This is a genomic window from Xanthomonas sp. DAR 35659, assembly GCF_041242975.1.
Classification (GTDB): domain Bacteria; phylum Pseudomonadota; class Gammaproteobacteria; order Xanthomonadales; family Xanthomonadaceae; genus Xanthomonas_A; species Xanthomonas_A medicagonis.
The window spans coordinates 2452430-2471112 of record NZ_CP162488.1; the positions used below are offsets into that span (position 1 = coordinate 2452430).

18 protein-coding genes and 1 pseudogene are annotated in these 18683 nt (G+C 60.0%); 11 read left to right on the forward strand and 8 right to left on the reverse strand.

What is annotated here, in order from left to right; all coding sequences use genetic code 11:
• Positions 1-213 precede the first annotated feature (213 nt).
• The 8 genes from AB3X07_RS10480 (at position 214) to AB3X07_RS10515 (ending at position 8870) form a co-directional block, all read left to right on the forward strand.
• The gene (locus tag AB3X07_RS10480; protein ID WP_369944440.1) at positions 214-4881 is read left to right on the forward strand and encodes an RHS repeat-associated core domain-containing protein; all 4668 of its coding nucleotides are present in this window, start codon (positions 214-216) and stop codon (positions 4879-4881) included.
• Between the two features lies 1 nt (position 4882).
• A complete protein-coding gene (locus AB3X07_RS10485) occupies positions 4883-5167 on the forward strand; it encodes a hypothetical protein (protein WP_369944441.1) in 285 nt (94 codons plus the stop codon).
• Positions 5168-5621: 454 nt separating this feature from the next.
• Complete coding sequence (locus tag AB3X07_RS10490; protein ID WP_369944442.1) at positions 5622-6152, forward strand: FMN-dependent NADH-azoreductase; 531 nt, start codon at positions 5622-5624, stop codon at positions 6150-6152.
• Between the two features lie 47 nt (positions 6153-6199).
• Positions 6200-6739, forward strand: a complete 540-nt coding sequence (locus tag AB3X07_RS10495; RefSeq protein WP_369944443.1) for a hypothetical protein — start codon at positions 6200-6202, stop codon at positions 6737-6739.
• Between the two features lie 56 nt (positions 6740-6795).
• Positions 6796-7383 (forward strand): hypothetical protein, encoded by a 588-nt coding sequence (locus AB3X07_RS10500; protein WP_369944445.1) that lies wholly within the window; start codon positions 6796-6798, stop codon positions 7381-7383.
• A 2-nt stretch (positions 7384-7385) separates the two neighbouring features.
• The gene (locus tag AB3X07_RS10505) at positions 7386-7778 is read left to right on the forward strand and encodes a hypothetical protein (protein ID WP_369944446.1); all 393 of its coding nucleotides are present in this window, start codon (positions 7386-7388) and stop codon (positions 7776-7778) included.
• 166 nt (positions 7779-7944) lie between these two features.
• Positions 7945-8268 carry a hypothetical protein gene (locus AB3X07_RS10510; RefSeq protein ID WP_369944447.1) on the forward strand — a complete coding sequence of 108 codons (324 nt, stop codon included), beginning with the start codon at positions 7945-7947 and terminating at the stop codon, positions 8266-8268.
• A gap of 59 nt (positions 8269-8327) precedes the next feature.
• Positions 8328-8870 carry a hypothetical protein gene (locus AB3X07_RS10515; RefSeq protein ID WP_369944448.1) on the forward strand — a complete coding sequence of 181 codons (543 nt, stop codon included), beginning with the start codon at positions 8328-8330 and terminating at the stop codon, positions 8868-8870.
• A gap of 74 nt (positions 8871-8944) precedes the next feature.
• Here AB3X07_RS10515 and AB3X07_RS10520 read toward each other — a convergent pair whose 3' ends face one another.
• From AB3X07_RS10520 to AB3X07_RS10540, 5 genes and pseudogenes are all read right to left on the reverse strand, one after another.
• A complete protein-coding gene (locus AB3X07_RS10520; RefSeq protein ID WP_369944449.1) occupies positions 8945-9358 on the reverse strand; it encodes an SCO4402 family protein in 414 nt (137 codons plus the stop codon).
• A 158-nt stretch (positions 9359-9516) separates the two neighbouring features.
• Complete coding sequence (locus AB3X07_RS10525) at positions 9517-9921, reverse strand: hypothetical protein (protein WP_217284577.1); 405 nt, start codon at positions 9919-9921, stop codon at positions 9517-9519.
• 183 nt (positions 9922-10104) lie between these two features.
• Positions 10105-10407 carry a helix-turn-helix domain-containing protein gene (locus AB3X07_RS10530; RefSeq protein ID WP_369944450.1) on the reverse strand — a complete coding sequence of 101 codons (303 nt, stop codon included), beginning with the start codon at positions 10405-10407 and terminating at the stop codon, positions 10105-10107.
• Positions 10391-10774: a type II toxin-antitoxin system RelE/ParE family toxin gene (locus tag AB3X07_RS10535; RefSeq protein ID WP_369944451.1), complete on the reverse strand. Its 384-nt coding sequence runs from the start codon at positions 10772-10774 to the stop codon at positions 10391-10393. Before AB3X07_RS10535 ends, AB3X07_RS10530 begins: the two co-directional genes overlap by 17 nt.
• 134 nt (positions 10775-10908) lie before the next feature.
• Positions 10909-11073: pseudogene (locus AB3X07_RS10540) on the reverse strand (integrase); the annotation flags it as partial.
• Between the two features lie 63 nt (positions 11074-11136).
• On the opposite strand from AB3X07_RS10540, the gene AB3X07_RS10545 reads away from it, so the two are divergent.
• The 3 genes from AB3X07_RS10545 to AB3X07_RS10555 all read left to right on the forward strand — a co-directional run bounded on the left by AB3X07_RS10545 (position 11137) and on the right by AB3X07_RS10555 (position 12077).
• Positions 11137-11268 carry a hypothetical protein gene (locus AB3X07_RS10545; protein ID WP_369944452.1) on the forward strand — a complete coding sequence of 44 codons (132 nt, stop codon included), beginning with the start codon at positions 11137-11139 and terminating at the stop codon, positions 11266-11268.
• Between the two features lie 29 nt (positions 11269-11297).
• The gene (locus AB3X07_RS10550; RefSeq protein WP_369944453.1) at positions 11298-11465 is read left to right on the forward strand and encodes a hypothetical protein; all 168 of its coding nucleotides are present in this window, start codon (positions 11298-11300) and stop codon (positions 11463-11465) included.
• 318 nt (positions 11466-11783) lie between these two features.
• Positions 11784-12077, forward strand: coding sequence for an RES family NAD+ phosphorylase (locus AB3X07_RS10555; protein WP_369944454.1), 294 nt, complete (start codon positions 11784-11786; stop codon positions 12075-12077).
• Positions 12078-12108: 31 nt separating this feature from the next.
• Here the strand turns inward: AB3X07_RS10555 and AB3X07_RS10560 are convergent, their stop codons facing one another.
• From AB3X07_RS10560 to AB3X07_RS10570, 3 genes are read right to left on the reverse strand one after another with little or no spacing between them, the layout of a single operon-like run.
• Positions 12109-15249 carry a helicase-related protein gene (locus AB3X07_RS10560; RefSeq protein ID WP_369944455.1) on the reverse strand — a complete coding sequence of 1047 codons (3141 nt, stop codon included), beginning with the start codon at positions 15247-15249 and terminating at the stop codon, positions 12109-12111.
• A complete protein-coding gene (locus AB3X07_RS10565) occupies positions 15239-17095 on the reverse strand; it encodes a phospholipase D family protein (RefSeq protein ID WP_369944456.1) in 1857 nt (618 codons plus the stop codon). The genes AB3X07_RS10560 and AB3X07_RS10565 overlap by 11 nt, the downstream gene beginning before the upstream one ends.
• A complete protein-coding gene (locus AB3X07_RS10570) occupies positions 17085-18263 on the reverse strand; it encodes a DUF6361 family protein (RefSeq protein ID WP_369944457.1) in 1179 nt (392 codons plus the stop codon). Before AB3X07_RS10570 ends, AB3X07_RS10565 begins: the two co-directional genes overlap by 11 nt.
• Positions 18264-18683 lie beyond the last annotated feature (420 nt).

The window sequence follows — 18683 nt, forward strand, 5'->3', positions numbered from 1 at the left end:
TTGCGCAGGGACGAGTCGCCGATGCTCGATTCGCGGCAGCCTGTGCACCATTTCCTTTTCTGAGCTCCCCGTCACAGGGATAGGCGTCTCCAGATTTTCGCGTCGCTTGCTGTGCGGCGATTGACTGTATCGGGATTCGATGGACATTCGTCGGGATGCGCCAATGGCACATCGCGATTCATTAGATCAACGTGCTGCTTCCAAGGAATGGTCATGAACACACCCTGCCGCATTAACGCGAACACCGGCATTCGGCGCTTCGCGCTTCTGATCGCGATGTTGTTCCTTCTCTCGGCGTCTGCATTCGCGGCGACAGAGGGACCGAAGCAGAAATTCGTGGTCCGCGACGCGGAGGGAACTGATCGAGGCACCTACTACACCCAGTCGGAGGCGGAAGCGGCGATCAAGGCGATTCCGGGGCCGCAGTACGCGCAGGATGCTTATCAGTACGTCGACACCATCAAGAGCCAGATAATCCTGGAAGAAGGAAAGACGCTGATCACCTACTGGATGGGCAACGCGAAGGCGAAGGACGAAGATTGGCTCTATTACCCCGCAGTGGGTGGGTCTAAGTTTGCTTCGGAAGAAGAAGCCGTTGCAGCGATAGTGCAGACCTTGAACGAGGAGGCACCTCAATGTGGAGTCCCGTCCGTCGCCCCGCAGGGTGGATGGACAGCGCAAGCCGGCCCGTATCCGGAGTATGACCTGGGGATGGAATCTCAGGCTAGGCCTTACACCGCTCAGGTATTTTTTGACGATTGCAGCGATACGTATGATTTCGACCTAAACATAACCCGGTTAAAGCGGAGCGAATGCCCGAAGCCCTACACCAATTGGCACATCAGCGACCAAGGCTGTACGAACCAGGGGATTATCGCGACCATCGAAGTCATCACCCTGCAGTGCGGTGGTGAGCAAAACAGCAGCCAAGGTGGCGGCGGCAACTCCGGCATGGTCGGCAACCCCTGCGACGTCAAGACTGGCGAAAAATTCCAGGCCGAACGCGACTTCGATCTGGGCTGGATCGCGTTGACGCGCTATTACCACTCCGGCATCGCGTTGAATACCGGCGGGTTCGGACCCGGCTGGACCTTCTCGCACACGCTGCGCCTGGCGATCCAGGGCGACACGCTGGGCCTGGTGGAGGGCAGCGGCTATGCCGTGCCGTTCCGCAAAGTGGGCTCGGACTATCGCGCGGCCAATGCCTCCGGCGAGCGCATCGTGGCCAATGGCGATCAATGGGTGCTGTATCGCGAGGATGCCATCTATACCTTCGACGCTCAGGGCAAGCTTATCTCGCGCGCCGCGCAGGACGGCAGCGGCCTGACGTACGCCTATGACGCGCAAGGACGGCTGCAGCGCATCGCCTCGCTGCAGGGCCGTTCCATCGAACTGGTGTACGTCGACGATACCCGCGATGCGCTCATCGCCAGCATCGTCTCCGGCGGCGTGTCGCTCGCCAGCTACGGCTACGATCAACGGCGCCTGGTCAGCGTGACCTATGCCGACGGCGGCAGCCGGATCTATCACTACGAGGACGCGCGCTTCCCGCGCCATCTGACCGGGGTGACCACGGAAGACGGCCAGCGCTTCAGCACCTTCGCCTACGACGAAGCCGGTCGCGCGATCTCCAGCCAGCATGCCGGCGGCATCGACGGCGTCACCTTGGCGTACTCCGCCGCCGGTACCCGCGTCACCGATGCGCTGGGCGACGTCACCGATTACACGATGACCGACGCCGGCGGGGCATCGCCGAAGGTCGGCGCCGTGGCCAGGGCCGATGGCACGCTGCAGTACAACTACATCGACCAGGCCACCGATTTCCGCCGCCGGCTGAGCAGCGCGACCGATCGGCGTGGAGTCCAGACCCAGCATAGCTATGCCGAAGCGACCGAGAATGGACTCGCGGTCAACATCCATACGGTGCGCGACGCGGTCGGGCAACCCCAGGAGCGCACGACGATCACGCGTACCGCGGCCGACAGCAATCGCCTGCTGTCGACCCAGGCAGGCGGGCGCACCGTTTCCTACGGCTACAACGAACGGCTGCAGCCGGTGCAGATGACCAGCAGTGACGCGGCGTCGGGCAAGCAACGCACCCTGGCCTACAGCTACTGCGAAGCGTCCGACGTGGCAGCGAGCGACAGTACCTGTCCGATCCTGGGCCTGCCCAAGACGGTCGATGGCGCCCGTACCGATGTCAACGACACCACGGCTTTCACCTATTACCCGTCCGACGCCGACACTTGTGCCGCATCCCCGACCAACTGTCCGCATCGCGAGGGTGATCTTTGGAAGACCAGCAATGCCCTTGGGCAGGTCACGGAGTACCTGGCCTACGACGGCGCCGGCCGCGTGCTGTCGGTTAAGAATGCCAACGGTGTGGTCACCGACTTCACCTACCACCCGCGAGGCTGGTTGACCGCCAGCAAGGTTCGCGGTCCCGACGACAGCAATGAGAGCGACGACCGCATCACCCTGATCGACTACTGGCCGACTGGCCTGGTCAAGCAGGTCACGCAGCCGGACGGTGCATTCACCCGCTACACCTACGACGCTGCGCAGCGACTGACCGATGTCGCCGACAACGCAGGCAACACGATCCATTACACGCTCGACAACGCTGGCAACCGCGCCAAGGAAGACACCAAGGACGCGTCGGGCACGCTCAAGCGTACCCTCTCGCGGGTGTACAACCAGCTCGGCCAGCTGGCCACGAAGGCTACCGCCCAGGGCAATCCGACCGACTTCGGTTACGACGCCGACGGCAACACCAAGACCGTGACCGACGCGCTCGGCCACGTCACCCAGAACGACCACGACCCGCTCAACCGCCTGGCGCGCACCCTGCAGGACGTAGGCGGCATCGCGGTAGAGACCAAGTTCGGCTACGACGCGCTGGACAACCTGACCAAGGTCACCGACCCCAAGGGCCTGGACACCACCTATGCCTACAACGGCCTGGGCGACCTGACCAAGCTCACCAGTCCGGATACCGGCGTCACTACGTACACCTACGACAGCGCCGGCAACCGCGCGACCCAGACCGATGCGCGCAACGTCAAGACCACTTACGGCTATGACGCGCTGAACCGGCTGACGCAGGTCACCTATCCGACCAGCAGCCTCAACGTCACCTACACCTACGACGTCAGCCAGGCCACGTGCGCCAGCGGCGAAACCTACGCGGTCGGCCGCCTGGCCCGCATGCAGGACGGCAGCGGCAGCACTGACTACTGCTACGACCGCTTCGGCGACCTGGTACGCAAGGTGCAGACCACCAATGGCAAGGTGTTCGTGCTGCGCTACGCCTACACCAAGGCCGGGCAACTGAGCCGGCTGACCTACCCGGATGGCGCGGTGGTCGACTACGTGCGCAACGCCCAAGGCCAGACCACCGAGGTCGGCGTGGCTCCGGCCGGTGGCACCCGCCAAGTGCTGTTGAATCAGGCCACCTACTATCCGTTCGGCCCGGTGGCCGGCTGGACCTACGGCAACGGCCGCCCGATGCAGCGCGTGCTGGACCAGGACTACCGTCCGCTGGCGGTCAATGACACGCGCAGCGACGGACTGGCAGTGGGCTTCGCCTTCGACCCTGCGGGCAACCTCAGCGCCCTGACCGCAGCCGGCAACACCGCGCCCGTTGTCAGCCTGGACTACGACGCCCTCGGCCGACTGACCGCGTTCAAAGATGGCCCGACCGGTACGGTGATCGACGGCTACAGCTACGATGCCACCGGCAACCGGCTCAGCGCCAAGGTCAACACAACGACGCAGACGTATGCCTATCCGACCACCAGCCACCGGCTGGATGCGGTGGCGGGGACTGCGCGCACCTACGATGCGAGCGGCAACACCACCTCCATTGGTGGCACCGCGCTGCAGTTGGTGTACGGCGCCAGCGGCCGGCTCGGGCAGGTCAAGCGCTCCGGCACCGTCGTAATGAACTACGCCTACAACGGCCGCGGCGAGCAGGTACGCCGGGTGGGCAAGACCAATACCTACACGCTATATGACGAAAGTGGCCATTGGATCGGCGACTACGACAACAATGGCACCCCGCTCCAGCAAGCGATCTGGCTGGACGACCTGCCGGTGGGCGTGCTGGCCAAGAACAGCCTGCGCTATGTGCAACCGGACCATCTGGGCACCCCACGTGCGGTGATCGATCCGGTCCGCGACGTGGCGATCTGGAAATGGGATCTGAAGGGCGAAGCGTTCGGCAACACGCCGCCGAACCAGGATCCGGATGGCGACGGCACGGCGTTCGTGTTCGATATGCGTTTCCCGGGGCAGCGCTATGACTCTGCCACCGGGTTCAACCAGAACTACTTCCGAGACTATGACCCCATCACTGGGCGGTATGGGCAGAGTGATCCTATTGGACTAGGAGGTGGTTCTAGTACGTATGCGTACGCGCTGTCAAATCCATTTTATATGGCGGATCCAAACGGACTGCAGGCATTTTATCCTGTGAATCCCGCAATAAATGGTGCCGCTGCATTGGCTGGAACAGGTAATGCCAATATTCCGCGTGATTCGGATGGTCGTGATAGTTGTGGGCCAAAGGTGGATAGTCCAGAGGTAAAGGCGGCATTTAATCTTGCTCAAATGGCAATTCCGCAAAACATACTGGGGCCAAATGGGCTTTTGTGGAATCTATCTAGGCTTGCTGCGAATGCGGCGCATAATGATGACAATGAATCTGACGATAACCAGTGTGACCATCAGTATTACAATGTTGACACTCCAACTTGTCGTGTAATAAGTAAAAAGAGGGGGAGTACGGCCGGCGCTCGATGCTATGCTTCTGCGGCAGAGCGATATTCGGCTTGTTTGAATGGGCGTCCTATGCCTCCATTGGATACATGGAATAATTGATATGAATTTTGGAATAAGGATTGATGCGTTTATTGATAGAAATGGGAGCGTTGAGCCGTTTTTTCTGGAAATATCGGAGCCAGTTCCTTCGATTGATGATGATTTCTATTGCGTCGTACATATGCCTGGAATTCTAAAAAGAGATGGAAAGATTTTTGGTATTGATGCGGTGCAGGCAAGGCAGTTGGCAGTTGATTTTGTTAATTCCATGTTGGATGGTGCTAAAATTGTTGACAGAGACGGGGGCGTCGTAGCTTTGGGAGAAGGCGACTCTGGTGCTCAATGAATTAATTGCTAGGCCGTTAACATTCGCAATCGTTCTTGGGAAATAGCTCTGTTTCGTCTATCCCAATATCCCCTGAGCGAACCATCTCGGTGGCCGACGGACGTCATACGCCAGAACACACCGCATCCGGGCGAGCGCGCCGGATGCGGCGGTCATTGCGCGGGATGGTGCGTCCACGCCGCTGTTCGGGCATCTCTACAATCCCGATGGCGTCACCTGGGGTTGGAGCTTGTTGCTGTTCGACGCCCGGCAGCAGGACACATGGAGGCGATGCGGCATGCGCTGGCCCAGGTCCGCGACTGGGACTGGGTGCGTCCTCCGATGATCCTGGCAAGGCGGTGCCGGAGGCCGGCGATGCCGCGGCGGTGTTCGATCTGGACGGCGTCGCGCATGGCGCCTATGGCATTGAGGGCGATCCGGCGCTGGTACTGGTCAGGCCCGATGGCCCACGCTTTTGCACATCGATGCCAGCGCCCGCCCTGGCGCCTCAGATACCACACCCGACGGATCTACGCGGCGGTTGACGGCACGCTTCACGAGGCAGTGGATGTCCGCGCATCCAGACGCGCAAGTGATCTACCGCGACATCGGCCAGGAGCCGCCACCGCCCGTCACTGGTCCCTGGATCCATGCGGGGTTTACACCCGAGCCGGTGCGCGAGCCCTGGATGCATGACGCCCTGCGCACCAGCGACGCTCTGGTGGACGAACTGCTCCGGGCCGACCTGATTGTCGCTGGCGTGCCCATGTACAACTTCGGGCCGCCAGCGCAGCTCAAAGCCTACATCGACAAGGCTGTATGGAAGCTCTGCAAGCAGCACGGTCAGAAGCTGTACGCCATCACCGATATGAAGGCCGGCACCGTGAGTCCGAAACCCCATGGCCGGTTCGTCGGCTGGCCGGATGCCATCGCCAAGTTTGACCGCGTCGGCGACCTATATCTCACGAACAACACCATGGCCTATTTCACATCCAAACCTGGATGAAGCAATTCGCGGATCGGCAGTACTCAAATGTGTTTGGAGGGCGCGTTATGAATAAAACCGGAATACAATTTCATGCTACCCATGAAGAGATTGCAGAAATCCTGAAAGCGCTCTGTGGGGCGAAGTCGGTCTATGCTTGCCTAGTTGAAAATAGACCATTCTCCGTAAGGAATTTAAATGTGAGCGCCGATCCAATGTCTTTGAATTTGAGTGATATTATATTTAATGGAATAAATTTTATTTACTTTGGGGAGGGGCCTTTTGTTGAGAGGTGTGATTCTATAGCTGAGTTTAGAAATAAGAATGAACACCACACATCTTTACTCGTAGGAAAGCAAGGCCTGAAAGTGCTTGAAGATTCGTTTTTCAGCTGCCTTGCCATGGATGAGGATGAATATAGGTTTGGAAAGAATGTCTGCGCTTTTATAAAAAAATACACTGTCGCTGGACTTATTCCAGTCGGCGCCAATGGGCAAAGAGGGAAACTTAGCAAGATCTTCCGTTACACCAAAGGGGCAAGAGAGTTCTATTCAAGTGGTGGCGAGTTGAAGGCTATGGTTGGTACGGCGCATTTCGAGGTGCCGTAACTCTCGCCTTTGCAGGTTCTAACTTGGCTCAAAACCCATCAGCGTGAAGAAGATCCATGCATTCAGAAGTAAGAGTTGATGGTTGGCGAAATTTTGGCAAATTCAGTCCCATGGGTCATGCTGCGGGCAGAGACGAGATTCATCGATACCAGGAGGAAAAAGTGAATGCAACTGATTTGATGAGTTTTTTGGGTCATAGTAGTATTTACGAGCCGTTTGATAAGTTCCTTGCGGATAGTGGTGTAAAGAAACGACCCAAAATAGGCAGGTCTCTTGACACCATCATTCCAGTCAAGGGTGAAGGCCTTTCCATGTCTTTTGAAATGGACGCGAAGGGTAGGGGGGTCGTGCAAAAAAGCGAGGGCAATTTTGTCTTCTATCGATTGGAAATCATGTTGCTGGAAAAAGGCCAGGACAATGGGATCTATACCGGGCAGCTGCCTTACAGTCTCCTTGCTACGGATTCGCGAGGCGAGGTCGAGAGCAAGCTAAAAAACTTGAGAAGGCGGCTACCAGACGGCGATGATTACTTTGTGGATGGGCTTGTCTGGACGGTGGCTTTTGATGGAGAAAAGCTGCGCTTTTTTCAAGTAGTTGTGCCAACCGATGGGATGCGCAAGCGCGGCCTTTGTGATTTAGGGTGACCATGAAGCAAGTCGAGGAAGTATTTGAGAGGTACCATCGTTTTGATGACGGTCTAATCAAATCTATCGAAGTGACTTATGGTGGGAGCGGTTCATTGAGTGTGGATTTCATCTTCTATGCGAGAGATCACTCGGCCACGGGCAATGTTTGGCGGAATGTAATCATTCGAGTTGGTAGAGTGAGTGAGGTCATGCTGTCTGCCCAGGGTGGGGTGATAAGTTCTATATCATCAAGTGTCAAGCTTCTTCCCTTCGGTGACCTTTGGTGCGTAGAGGTGGACGGTACTTATGCATATGGCGATGACCCAAAAACCATCGAGGAAATAAGAAAGTACGGAACGTGCTATGCCTTCGGCAGGGATGTAGAGGCCATAGAGATTTCAGAGCCTGGTTGAAGATTTTAAACTCTTCGGAGTTAGAGGCGCGATGAGTGCAAAGTCGAAGCCAGGTTTTTGCTTGGGTAAATGCCGTGGACAAGTTCGATCAGGTTGATGGCATGTATCTGACCAACAACACGATGGCGTACTTGACATCAAAAGCCAGATCAAGGGTGTAATTTAAATGCAAGATTTTCTTGTTTATATGAGTCTCACTGAGTTGTATCAGTCCTCGAAAAGTAGGGAGTGGCGTAAACAGGTAAAAGACCGGCAAGCCGTGATTTTTAAGTTCTTGCAAGACAACGGGCTTAGTAAAGTGCCGTTGTTGGATTCGTGTGGAGATGTCTCTGAAGACTTTGAGTTGAGGAGTTCTCATCTGGTGGAGGAAGGGATAAAGCTATTTGCCAAAGCGGTTCCTGCTTGGCAGCGTGCCGGGGATAGGGATGGGAAGTTGTCGAACATTTATCAGCTGGAAAACGGCTTCAAAAAGCTACGCGCCGATAAGTAGATCTGCTCGCATTGGCTGTTAGCAGCAGCCGCAATGCTTGAATACCGTGAATGTGAATAATGATGCGTCGAAGCTCGCACACAAATTACAAGTGGCTCGAAGCTCAAATCTATGAGTACAAGGGCAGCTACTTCGTGCTGGAGATGTGCCAGCAGGGGCAGGTGCTCTTGCCTGCGCATGGGCCTGAGCAACTCGCGAGTGAGTTCTGTGCGCTGAGTATGAAGCTGGACTGCGGTGTAGGTTCAGATGCATTGGGGAGCGCCACGAAGAAAGCTCTTGAGGACTTCGACACCCAGTCTCATCCTTTTGACCAATACGACATTCCATCCCGCAACAAGGTGGTTTGGGGGTGGTTCGGAGCGCGCGGAATGGGTGTCCTGGAGAAGAACTGCAGGGTCGTTCAGGTGCTGCACTTTCTGGAAAGCGGCGAGATTCGCGTCATTCCGTTTGATAACCACCAGTGTAATCACTGGAACGGGCCGATGGATGGCCACGCCATCACGTTGTCTCAGGGAGCTGGCGCGTCCGAGATTGGGGGTGCCGTCGAGGCCGCTTTTTTATTGGCGACCTATCATCCTGAAAGAAAGGATCCCGTTTCCTGACTTACGCGTAATTGACCTTCACGATTCGGATGCTCTCGTCGTCGGTCGGCGGGGTTTAGAAAAAATTCCGGGATTTAATCTGCGCGAGAAGGATCGAATCCGTATCTTTTATTGTTTTCATGAATCAGAGTCAAGAGTGTTCTGGAAGATGCGACCACGTCATTCCATTCCGGCGTGGAAATATACTCAAGATCCGAGCAATGATCGCCGTATCTTTCAAAGACGAGATCCAATTTTTTCATCACGTCAATAACCCCGCCCTTCTCGTCTTCGACCAAGAACAGCCCTATAGCGCCTGCCGGGTCATCAGACAGACCGGAATCATTAAAAAGGAAATTTACTACCACGCCCAAGTTGTCCCACTCTATTCCCGGTGGGAAGTTGTGATTTACCCACACTTCGCGCTGGTTGCCCTTGTCGGAGAGCGCTTGGATGGACATCAAAAGCTCTCGACGTAGGAAGGGATACTCAAACGCGGCGTCGCTCATGGTTTGTTTCAGCTTGACAGGTTTTCCCGCTCGGAAATGGGATATTGCGTCCCGACTGGCTTGGTTTCTTGGCGGGATGTAGGGATTTGCTTCTGGCCTTTCGGAGATTGTCCATCTCGATACTACAGCCCAGGCTCCTGCGCTAGTCGATCAAACGCTTACTCGGCGTCCAGTGACGACTCCTGTCTGGGGTCAGCAAGCACGAGGGTTTCCCCGGTGACCGCCGTCAGCCAGCCAGTGCCCATGTTGCGCAGCAACCATTGCCACTCGCCGTAGCGGCTCGTCAGCGTGCCGGTGGCATAGCAGGGACCGTAGAGGTACCAGTCGTGTTCCTGGCGGTTGGTGATCACGATGGCGTGCCGCAGGAAGTCGGCGACCTGCTCTGCGCTGACGCTGTAGTCCTTGCAGTTGTCCCCGGCCTCGTTGGGGCCCTGGCCGACCTCAAGGACCTGGATCCGCTCCACTGGTCCGATCACCGTGATCACTTCTTCCGCCAGCAGTGGTGCGGACAGCAGTTGCAGACTCAGGCCCAGAATCCATCCTTTCATTCGTGTGTCGTCCATTGGCGGAGTTCGAGCGGTGACGCGGCTCTACTGCACATCGAACAACTTTCTTGCAACAGTTGTTTGATCTTCTTGCCGCTCAGGCCGCGCTCGGTATCGGTGAGCACGGGGAACGCTACTTCAAGATGCTGTGAAGCGAAAGTGGCAATTCGCGCCGCCAAGGCCGATCTTCCTCATCAAACATCAGATGATGGCCTGCAGGCCCTTGTCGGCGATGACGTTGAGTAGTTTCAGTGCAGGCCCTGTGGGATGGGTGTCGCCTTGCTCCCACTTGCGTACGGTCGATGCTGATGTGTGCAGATGGAGGGCGAATACCGGCTGGCTGAACTTCAACGCTTCGCGCAGGCGCCTGATATCGGAAGCGCTGAACTCCCGCACCGGCGGCGGGCAGATCGCGTCGAACTCGCGCATGGTCACCTTGCTGATCGCTCCTGCTTCGTGGAGCGCAGCCAGGTCGCCACGCAGGGAATCAATGATCTTGCTCACAATGCACCTCCAGTAAAACGCCTGACTGCAATGCCATGGCAAGGGCGTCTTCGGAAAGCTCCAGGAACACCTTGCCAGCGAATTGCAGTGCCTTCTTCTCACCCCGAGTGATGTTCGCCTTGTCGTTCTTAGGGAACCCATGCAGGAAGATATAGCGGCCGCCGATCCTTGCCGAGAGCAGGGTGCGATAGCCACCGCTCTTCCCGCGGCCGGGCCGCGCTACTCGCTTCTTGTACAGATGACCACCCAAGTCCGCGTCGATGAGGCCGCATTCCATCTCCCGTGCCGTCTGGCACAAGGCGGAGTCAGGCAGCTTTTCACCCGCCTGCCAACGCGCGAAGTCCCGTCGCTTGTAGAGCCACGTCATCTTGGCATCCAAACTATACCCGTTGCGGGTATGGTTTTCCAGGGCCGTTCCCCGGGTGACGAAGGGGGAGGGTGTAGATGACCGTCGTTGGCCGGCGGTGATCGGAGTGGGGGCCGACACGTAACTTTGTCGGATCATGCTGGTACCTCATTCGTTTCCGAGGGGGCGCCAACGACCGACTTGCGCCGATTGGCCACCAGCTCTGCGGCCTGCCGCACCGGATCGTCCTCGGTGTGGACGTAGCGCATAAACATCGCCACGGTCTTGTGTGCGGTCAGTGCCATGCCGACCTTGACCGGCTGAACCTGTCCCGCATGAGCGGACGCCAGGAAGCGATACATTCATCGCACCCTGGAGGTTCCATGCAAGGCATTACCCGTCGCCGCTACACCGAAGATTTCAAGACGCAAGCCGTCGCCCTGGCCGAGTCGATTGGGCCGGCCAAAGCCGCCCGGCAATTGGACATGTCGGCCAAGACGCTGGCCAGCCGCTGAGCTCCCCCAGCCGCAAGCCGGTCAGTGAGATGGAGAGCGAACTGGCTCGGCTGCGGGCCGAGAACGCCACGCTCAAGCTGGAGCGCGAGATCCTAAAAGACGTCCTGAGCGCCAACCAGGAAGGTGGCCGGCAGGCCATGCTCGCCATCATCGATCCGCCGGAGGAAAAGTCCGCAGCCGGTCGACGACGCCGATAGCGGATTGGTACATCGGCGCGACCTTGTTCGCTAACCCTGGTGGTGCATGGGCGGCATGAAACGTCAGCACTCAATGGGCCACTATGACGGAAAGTAGCTGTAGCGCACTGACAATCGTCCCCGATGCAGAACGCCCCTGCTTTCTACCGCGACGCTCCTATGTGGCTCCCAGCCCACAACGCGACAACCCCGTAAAGCGATCCGAGTCGGCGCTAAGTCAGCGCCACACATAGACTTTCGCCCGCTCGGCCGCTTTCACAAAAAGCTTGACGCGCGCCATTTTTTGATCCTCGCTACCGCCAGCGGAGTGAGCATCGCATGTTGCTGGAGTACCTCCATGAAGAAATCGCGCGTCCAGTCCGGCTTAACGAAACCGATTATGTCGTTACGCAGGCTCTGGCAGATTTTATTCGCTATGAAAAGCGATTAGCATTCGACGGCATAGCGTTTCGATCGGTGCAGCGCGAAGGTGGAACTAACTACGTTTTATTTGATAGGGGGGTAAGCGATGCAATTATCGCGCCGGACTGGCGTCCGACGTTCTATCTAGTCACATCTCCGGCTCATGTCTCCCAACACGTTATTAAAAGTGTGCGCTACGTGCATGACTAAATGCTCAGGATTAAAATCGATTCCGAACTCGTCAGGAATTTGGCGAAGGTTCAAGCCTTATTTGTAAGCTTTCAAGATCCACCACCTTCAAGCCCGCTGCAATGAGTGAATGGAAGTAATCTAATAGCTCGTCTTGCCTCGGCTGCCCGAATGCAAGGCGATATACAGCGAGGCTGTGTTTAAGCCAAGCGAGCCGAGTGACTTCCCTACTGAATGGCAGCATTGGCACGCGTCGTTCGACACGCACGGAGCCTTCGTAAATCCAGTAGGGAACAAGGTCGGTATCGACTTCCGCCTCCGAGCGAGCGCGCTCGAACATGAGCTTCCACGGATCGTCAGGAGTCTGCCCATGGCCCCGGACGACCGCGGCCTGGCGCTCGGCCAGATTGAGGCGCACGGCATGGCCCTTGAAGCGATGGACGCGACCTTCCCGTTGCTCAAGGTCCACCGGGTTGCCTGGCAAGTTCCAGTGATAGACGCGATAGCAATAGGGATGGAAGTCCAGCCCTTCCTGACCAACCGACGTGGTGGCAAGAACGAATGGCCGGAACGGTGAGTTGAAGGCGTCACGCACGCCTCCGAGGCGCGCGACGGCGCCATCTTCGTCCTTGTAGTCGGCGAGCCGCATCGCGAAGCGTCCGCGCATCTGGAACTTGCCGATGGCGAGGGACTCTCCATCGACACGCACGTCATCGACTTCGATCTGCGACGGGCGGATAGCCAGGGCCTGGGCCATGGCGCGAGCGACACCGATTGCGCGGTCTTCGGCTGGGCGGGCGCCGAGTCCTTCGGCATCGACGAGGTAATGTGCGTACTCGTCCAGGACGGCCTGTAGGTTGTGCTGGGCGCAATAGGCCAGCACGCGGCGCCAGTAGTGATCGTCAGTATCCCGTCGCAGCAAGGCGACTGCGTCATGCTGATTGAACAGCGCCCGGAACGACCAAGCGACTTCAGCGGCGGCGCTGAGCAAGCGTGGGTCATCCCACGCAAGCTCGGGCGCTATCCGCTTGAGAGCGCGAAGCGCGCAGACGGCCGGACTGCCGAGCGCGACGTCAACCAGCAGGTCCGAAAGATCGTCGGACGAAGCAGCGATGTGGCGCGTCCTCACTGCTTCCGCCAGTTCGGCGACATGCTCGTGGAAAGCGTCTTCGCTCGCCAGGGCGCGCATGCCGTGGGACGCTTCCAGCCAGGCGCGGGATCGCGCGCCCAGCAGGTCATCGATCACGGCTGGGGCGGCCCACTCGGCGCTGTGCGCGTCCTGATGCGACACCGTGCCTTCCTTCAAAGCACCCAGGGCGGGCTTGAGGCGGTCGCCCACTGCGGAGCGCATTCCCTCAAGCGACAAGGTGGCCCCCGTTTCGCTGAACACCGCCAGCGGATCGGCCAGTTCGGCGAGCGCCGGCGAGGGATAGATCAGCAGCAGCGCGCGCAGACCCGCGAGCCGGCCGTGATCCAGCCGAAACTGCAAGGGGCGCAGGCGATGCTGCTCGAAATAGCGCCGTCCGGATTCGCCGACACCCATGAGCCGCTCGGCTTCATAGGACAGCAGGGCTGCGATCGCCTCGGGCACCATGGACCAAGACGAAAATATCAATGCTTTGGTCAGCGGTGCCCCGGCTCGCGCCTCGCCGTAATAGGGCAGGGCGGCGGGTATCCAGAGGTTCTGTTCCAGTTGCTGGCCGAAGACGTCGTCCATGATCGCGCGCATACGGCCGTTGGCCGGGTCCAGCGGCGCATAGGCGTCGATGGCGTCGTGATCGAGCATGGCTGATCGAGCGGCTTGAATTGCGGTGCGGAGCATGGCCGTAGGCGCGTTAGCCTGATCTTCCAATAGCCGCTTCAGGCTGTAGTGACGCATGAAATTGAGCAGATAGGGCGACGACTTCCAGTATTCGATGATCTCCGGTGCATTGAGCGCGCGCGCTACCTGAGAAACGGCGGATGCCTGCGCGAGGTCGGCGGGCGCGATCGAGACCGCAATGGGAGGCTCGCTCATCATGGAGTCGCGCTCGATCGTGGATGCGACCCGCTCGGTTCGGGCGATCACACGGCGCAGGCGCCGTTCAATGGTCTGGCGGGTCTCGACCGCTGAGGCATGTGACTGTGGCAGGGCATGCAAGAGGCCGCGGAAGGTGCGCATTTCACGCGCCAGCGTGGCTGCCACCTCCGGCCCCTTTTCCCGGCCGTAGAGGAAACTCAGGGTCTCAAGGAAGTCCCGATAGTGGTCTCCTTCGTCGGCCTCGTCGCCGACGAGCGTGAGCATCCGGTAGGGTGTGGCGGAGAGCAGCAAGGTACGGGCGGCGTGCCCGTCGCTTCCCGAGTAGTCGAACAGTTCGCGCGCGAGGATCGCCGCGTCGCTGTCGCCATGCAGCAGATCCCGAAACCGCTGGAACTCGTCCATGATGATGAGGTCGGGTTTCAGCGCATCCACGCACGCGTGGGATAGCTTGGCGCGCAGCCGGGCGACCAAGCTATTGCGGGGCTGCGTCATTTCTGCGGGATAGGTTTCCCGGCGGCGGGGGAACAGTTCGCACACCCGTTCGAGTTCCTCGAAGAGATCGCGATCCGCCTGCACGTCGCGGCGGAAACGCGCGGTGATGCGCTCGTCGACGCCTTCGAGGGTGAGATTGTCGACGGCGCGACTCCAACCCTCGACGCCTGCGTTGACCTGCAACAAGTTTTGCAGACCGCGCGGGCGCGTAACGAGACCGCGCAGTAGATGGAGCAGCAAAGCGCGCTCAAGCGTTACGCCCGTCGCGGAGCGGAGATCGAAGGTGGTGCCCGGCGTCAGGCTGATGAAGTTCACCTTGTTAGCGTCGAGGCCCGCCTGATCGCGCAGTTGCAGCGGCACGAGCGTCATGCGGGTTGGCAGGGCCAACTCGCGCCTTCCAAGGACGTTCAACCGGTTGAGGTTCTGGGCGGCGATCGCCTGATTCGAGCAGATGTAGAGGATGTCGATCCGCTTAGTGCTGTCCCAGAGGTGTTCGATCATGCGGGCGATGACCCCACGCGCGACCATTGTCTTGCCGAGGCCTACCTCGTCGGCGACTAGGAACTGGCGGACAGGATCGTCCCGGCCATAGAGCCGATCGAATACGTAGTCGACGGTGCGCCGCTGAAAGATCTTGAGGGGAGCGAGCGCCGCATCTGCGCGAAATCGTTCATTCGACATGCGCGGCGTCCTGTGTGGCGAGCGCAATTCGGAATGTGTTCCAGAGTGCGCGGAACTCGGCTGGAATCGGATCGGTATCGTCACCGTCGCCGGTTTCCAGGCGTGCGATCAGCCGTTCGATGGCACGAAGCTGGTCCCCGCCCCGGCAGAAGGCCCGAACCATCTCCTCGAGGACGGGCGCGTCGTCGCTTGACGCGCGCCAGGCGCCCTGACCTGACCCATCCTGCGCCGCGAGGGCGGCGGCGAATGGATCGCCCAATTCGGAGAGGAGCAGCCGGAGATAGCGGAAGAAGGCGTCCTTGCTGTCGATCACCCAGCGCAGGATGGCGGAGTGGCGCTCTGCGGGCAGCCCCTCCATCATTAGCCCGGTGCTGAACAGGATCGAGATATCTTCCATCTCGTCCGTCAGTTGACAGGCGAGGAACCGGGTAAGGTCAACCAAGGGCATCGCGCCAAGGTCGGCGGGCTGTCCCTGCCGGAGCGGCTCCAGCACATCGCGCGCATGGCCTTCGCCTCGCGTGATCGGCCAAACCCGCAGCGCACCGAGCCCGGTAAGGGGCAGCGGTTCGGACGGGATCAGCCAGACCTGCCAGGCCGGCGCGCCATCCGCGCTATGCTCGCCGCGCTCGCACCGTAGCGTGAGGCCGCTGCGGCAAATCTCGCGCCTGGCCCGATCCAAACGAGCCTCGGCGGCTCGTCGCGCGGCATCTGCGGCTCCCGTCTCGTCGCGGATGAACGGCCGCGTCAGCCGGCCAAACCCCTTGTCGCCGAGGATTTCCTCGACGCTGCCAACCCGCGACCGCTTCCCGGTCAGGGTAGTGAAGATCTCGACATTGTTGCCGGTCAGCAGCGCCGGCCGCGTGGCATTCCCCGAGCCTACTGTGATCGCGGTGTCCCAGCCGCGTTCGGCGATGAACGCCTTGGCATGGAGCCCTTGCAGGGCCGCTGCGTCCTCCTCTTCGCCATCTTCCGTGGCCGCCATTTCGTCGAGCACCGCCACGCGGGCAAAGCCCTTGAGCGTGGTGCCTGGCACCTGGGCGAGTTGGTCGGATCGCCCAATGAAGATGGGCTTTTCGGCGCTGGCTAGGCCCGCGAGCATCAACAAGGTTTGATCGTCGCAGAAGGGCGACACTACGCCCAGTCGAACGCAGGGTTCCGGGCGCCATGGCTTTCCGCCGAGGCCGTTGACGGCGAAGGAGACGCTCTGGAACGGTTCGGGCAGGCTCCATTCGGCGCGGCGCATGTCTTCGGCCAGGTCATCGACAAGCGTCTTCGTTCCGTCGGGAACGCCGACGGTCGCGAGGTCGGGGAGCTGGCGAAGGAAGTCGGCGACCGGGCGGTTGACGGCTTTGGGCTGCCTGGTGATCACGCCATCGAGGGTGGCGGCGATGTCCCATGAGCGATCACGCGTCAGGTTTCTGGAGAGAATGAGCAGACGCAGGCGGGCGGGGTCTTCGGGCCGCAACGGCGTGAAGCGGAGCGCCCACATCTTGGGGTGGAAGGCGCCGCCTTGAGGAGCGGCGACTTCGACAATGATGCGTTCAAGCAGCGAGCAAAGGCGGGAATGCGACCGGGCGCTCGCCTGGATATGGCCAGCGTCGGTGAAGACGACGAGGCGGCCGGCGATGCGCTCGGCCCCTTCCAGCAGAGCCAGCGGATGGGAAAGAATGTCGTCGCGGTTCTCGGCGGCGAAGAGCGCCAGACTGACTGGCACGGCGAGCGCCGTCTCGAAGTCGAGCGAGAAGGTCGTGGCGACCCCCGCGTCGAAGACATAGCCCGCCGGCGGCTGAAGATTGGCGCCGTAGAGCGTCCGCTGTTCGGGATCCAGGGTGCGCCTATTCAGCATGGGCGAGATCCCGCAGGTGGGATTTGGCCTGCGCCCAGCGGAAGCTGAGGCGGTCTGCGCCCGATGCGCCGGTCCAGCGGTCACGTACAGCGTGATTGGCGTAGCGGGACTGGTTGGTCTTGAGCCGGCGTTCGCGCTCCTCGACGAGTCGCCGCGCCGCGGGCGCCGAGATTACCTGCTCCGTCCCGGCCAGAACCAGGTCGCGCCACTCATTCACGAACCGCTTGGCGGCCGGTCGGACGGCGTGCGCCGGGTGCTCCACGACATCCCAGAAATCATCGAGCGACCATGCGCGGACGGCGCCGGTATCGAGTTCGTCGCTCCAGGCTTCAAGCCGAGCGCGATAGACCTCGATCCAGTCGTCACGCTGGCGCAGCTCGCTGAGCGCGAGGTTATAGAGCAGCGCCGCGCCGTGCATCACATGGGAGAAGATTTCCCCATGCTGGACGAGGCGGCGCGCCGCGGATGGAAACGCCGACAGATGGGGGTGCGTCCAGATGTAGTCGCAGTCCGCGTCGATGCCTTCGCGCGCCAGCATCGTGAGCAGTGCGGTGGGCTGGCTGGAGATCAGGCGGTCGATGAGGAATTGCGCCTCGTCGGTGGTCAGGCGGAAGACGGCGTGCTCAAGTAGGTTGTCGGGCATCTGGGGCAAGGCTGGATTCCAGACGGCGGGCGTCTGGGCGCTGGCCAGAGCGTCTTCGCCGCTGGATGCGCCGCGCGACCGGCCACGGCCCCGCAAGGCGACGAACAGACTGTCGAGCGAGCCCGGGAAGACCCGTATGCCCCACGCGCCCAGGCCAGCCCAATAGACGGAACTCGGCAACCGCTGAAGCCGTGGCCCTGCATCCCGGCCGATGATGCCGTTGGACTCACCGCCGGCTTTCAGTGCGTCGGCAAGCCGGATTTCGGTGTCGCGCGCCTCGGTGCGGAGCTGCGCTTCAGGGAATTCGCGCTTTTCCAGCGCCCGATAGAGCCAGGGAATGAACAGCATGTATCGCAGGCGCGTCTGTATCGTGCTTGTGCCCGGAAAGAGATGATCGGCGATGGAATCCCGGATTGCCCCCAGTCCCAGCTCGTCGCGGCTCTCGCGCTCCTGAAAGAGCGCCATGATGCGCTGCGCTCGCTGCCGTTCGGCTTCGTCAAAATCGATCCAAGCAAGAGACGACATGGACTCAGCTGGCCTCGTTCTCGGTCGGCTTCGTGCGCAGGACGCGAAGAACTGCACCTGGGCGCATCAGCAGGCTCAGCCCGCGCATGCTCTCGAGGCGGCCTTGGTGACCGTCTCGGCCTGTAGTCAAGCAGCTTAGTGGATGTCTTTTTGACGATACGTGTAACGCCAAACTGTTTACTGGCCGCGCTGTCCCTTCCATGGAATTCCCACTCGATCATCAACAGCACTCGCAAGTCCGCATGGTTAAAGGATTTTGCGATGATTGACATAGGGCATTACCGTCACCTCTACCGTCATCCGGCAAGAGCTTTGCCTAGTGCGGAAGACGGAGGACCGTCAGGGCTCCACGGTTCCGGCACCACATAGTCAATCGTCTTCCAGGATAGCGCAGATGAGCGCACCTCGACCAGCGCCTGG

Coding starts and splice junctions, on each gene's coding strand:
- AB3X07_RS10555 (WP_369944454.1), top strand. CDS start 11,784: ATGTTGCTGGAGTACCTCCATGAAGAAATCGCGCGTCCAGTCCGGCTT.
- AB3X07_RS10535 (WP_369944451.1), bottom strand. CDS start 10,774: ATGACGTGGCTCTACAAGCGACGGGACTTCGCGCGTTGGCAGGCGGGT.
- AB3X07_RS10565 (WP_369944456.1), bottom strand. CDS start 17,095: ATGCTGAATAGGCGCACCCTGGATCCCGAACAGCGGACGCTCTACGGC.
- AB3X07_RS10485 (WP_369944441.1), top strand. CDS start 4,883: ATGAATTTTGGAATAAGGATTGATGCGTTTATTGATAGAAATGGGAGC.
- AB3X07_RS10525 (WP_217284577.1), bottom strand. CDS start 9,921: ATGGACGACACACGAATGAAAGGATGGATTCTGGGCCTGAGTCTGCAA.
- AB3X07_RS10570 (WP_369944457.1), bottom strand. CDS start 18,263: ATGTCGTCTCTTGCTTGGATCGATTTTGACGAAGCCGAACGGCAGCGA.
- AB3X07_RS10560 (WP_369944455.1), bottom strand. CDS start 15,249: ATGTCGAATGAACGATTTCGCGCAGATGCGGCGCTCGCTCCCCTCAAG.
- AB3X07_RS10545 (WP_369944452.1), top strand. CDS start 11,137: ATGCAAGGCATTACCCGTCGCCGCTACACCGAAGATTTCAAGACGCAA.
- AB3X07_RS10520 (WP_369944449.1), bottom strand. CDS start 9,358: ATGAGCGACGCCGCGTTTGAGTATCCCTTCCTACGTCGAGAGCTTTTG.
- AB3X07_RS10510 (WP_369944447.1), top strand. CDS start 7,945: ATGCAAGATTTTCTTGTTTATATGAGTCTCACTGAGTTGTATCAGTCC.
- AB3X07_RS10495 (WP_369944443.1), top strand. CDS start 6,200: ATGAATAAAACCGGAATACAATTTCATGCTACCCATGAAGAGATTGCA.
- AB3X07_RS10480 (WP_369944440.1), top strand. CDS start 214: ATGAACACACCCTGCCGCATTAACGCGAACACCGGCATTCGGCGCTTC.
- AB3X07_RS10550 (WP_369944453.1), top strand. CDS start 11,298: ATGGAGAGCGAACTGGCTCGGCTGCGGGCCGAGAACGCCACGCTCAAG.
- AB3X07_RS10500 (WP_369944445.1), top strand. CDS start 6,796: ATGCATTCAGAAGTAAGAGTTGATGGTTGGCGAAATTTTGGCAAATTC.
- AB3X07_RS10515 (WP_369944448.1), top strand. CDS start 8,328: ATGATGCGTCGAAGCTCGCACACAAATTACAAGTGGCTCGAAGCTCAA.
- AB3X07_RS10505 (WP_369944446.1), top strand. CDS start 7,386: ATGAAGCAAGTCGAGGAAGTATTTGAGAGGTACCATCGTTTTGATGAC.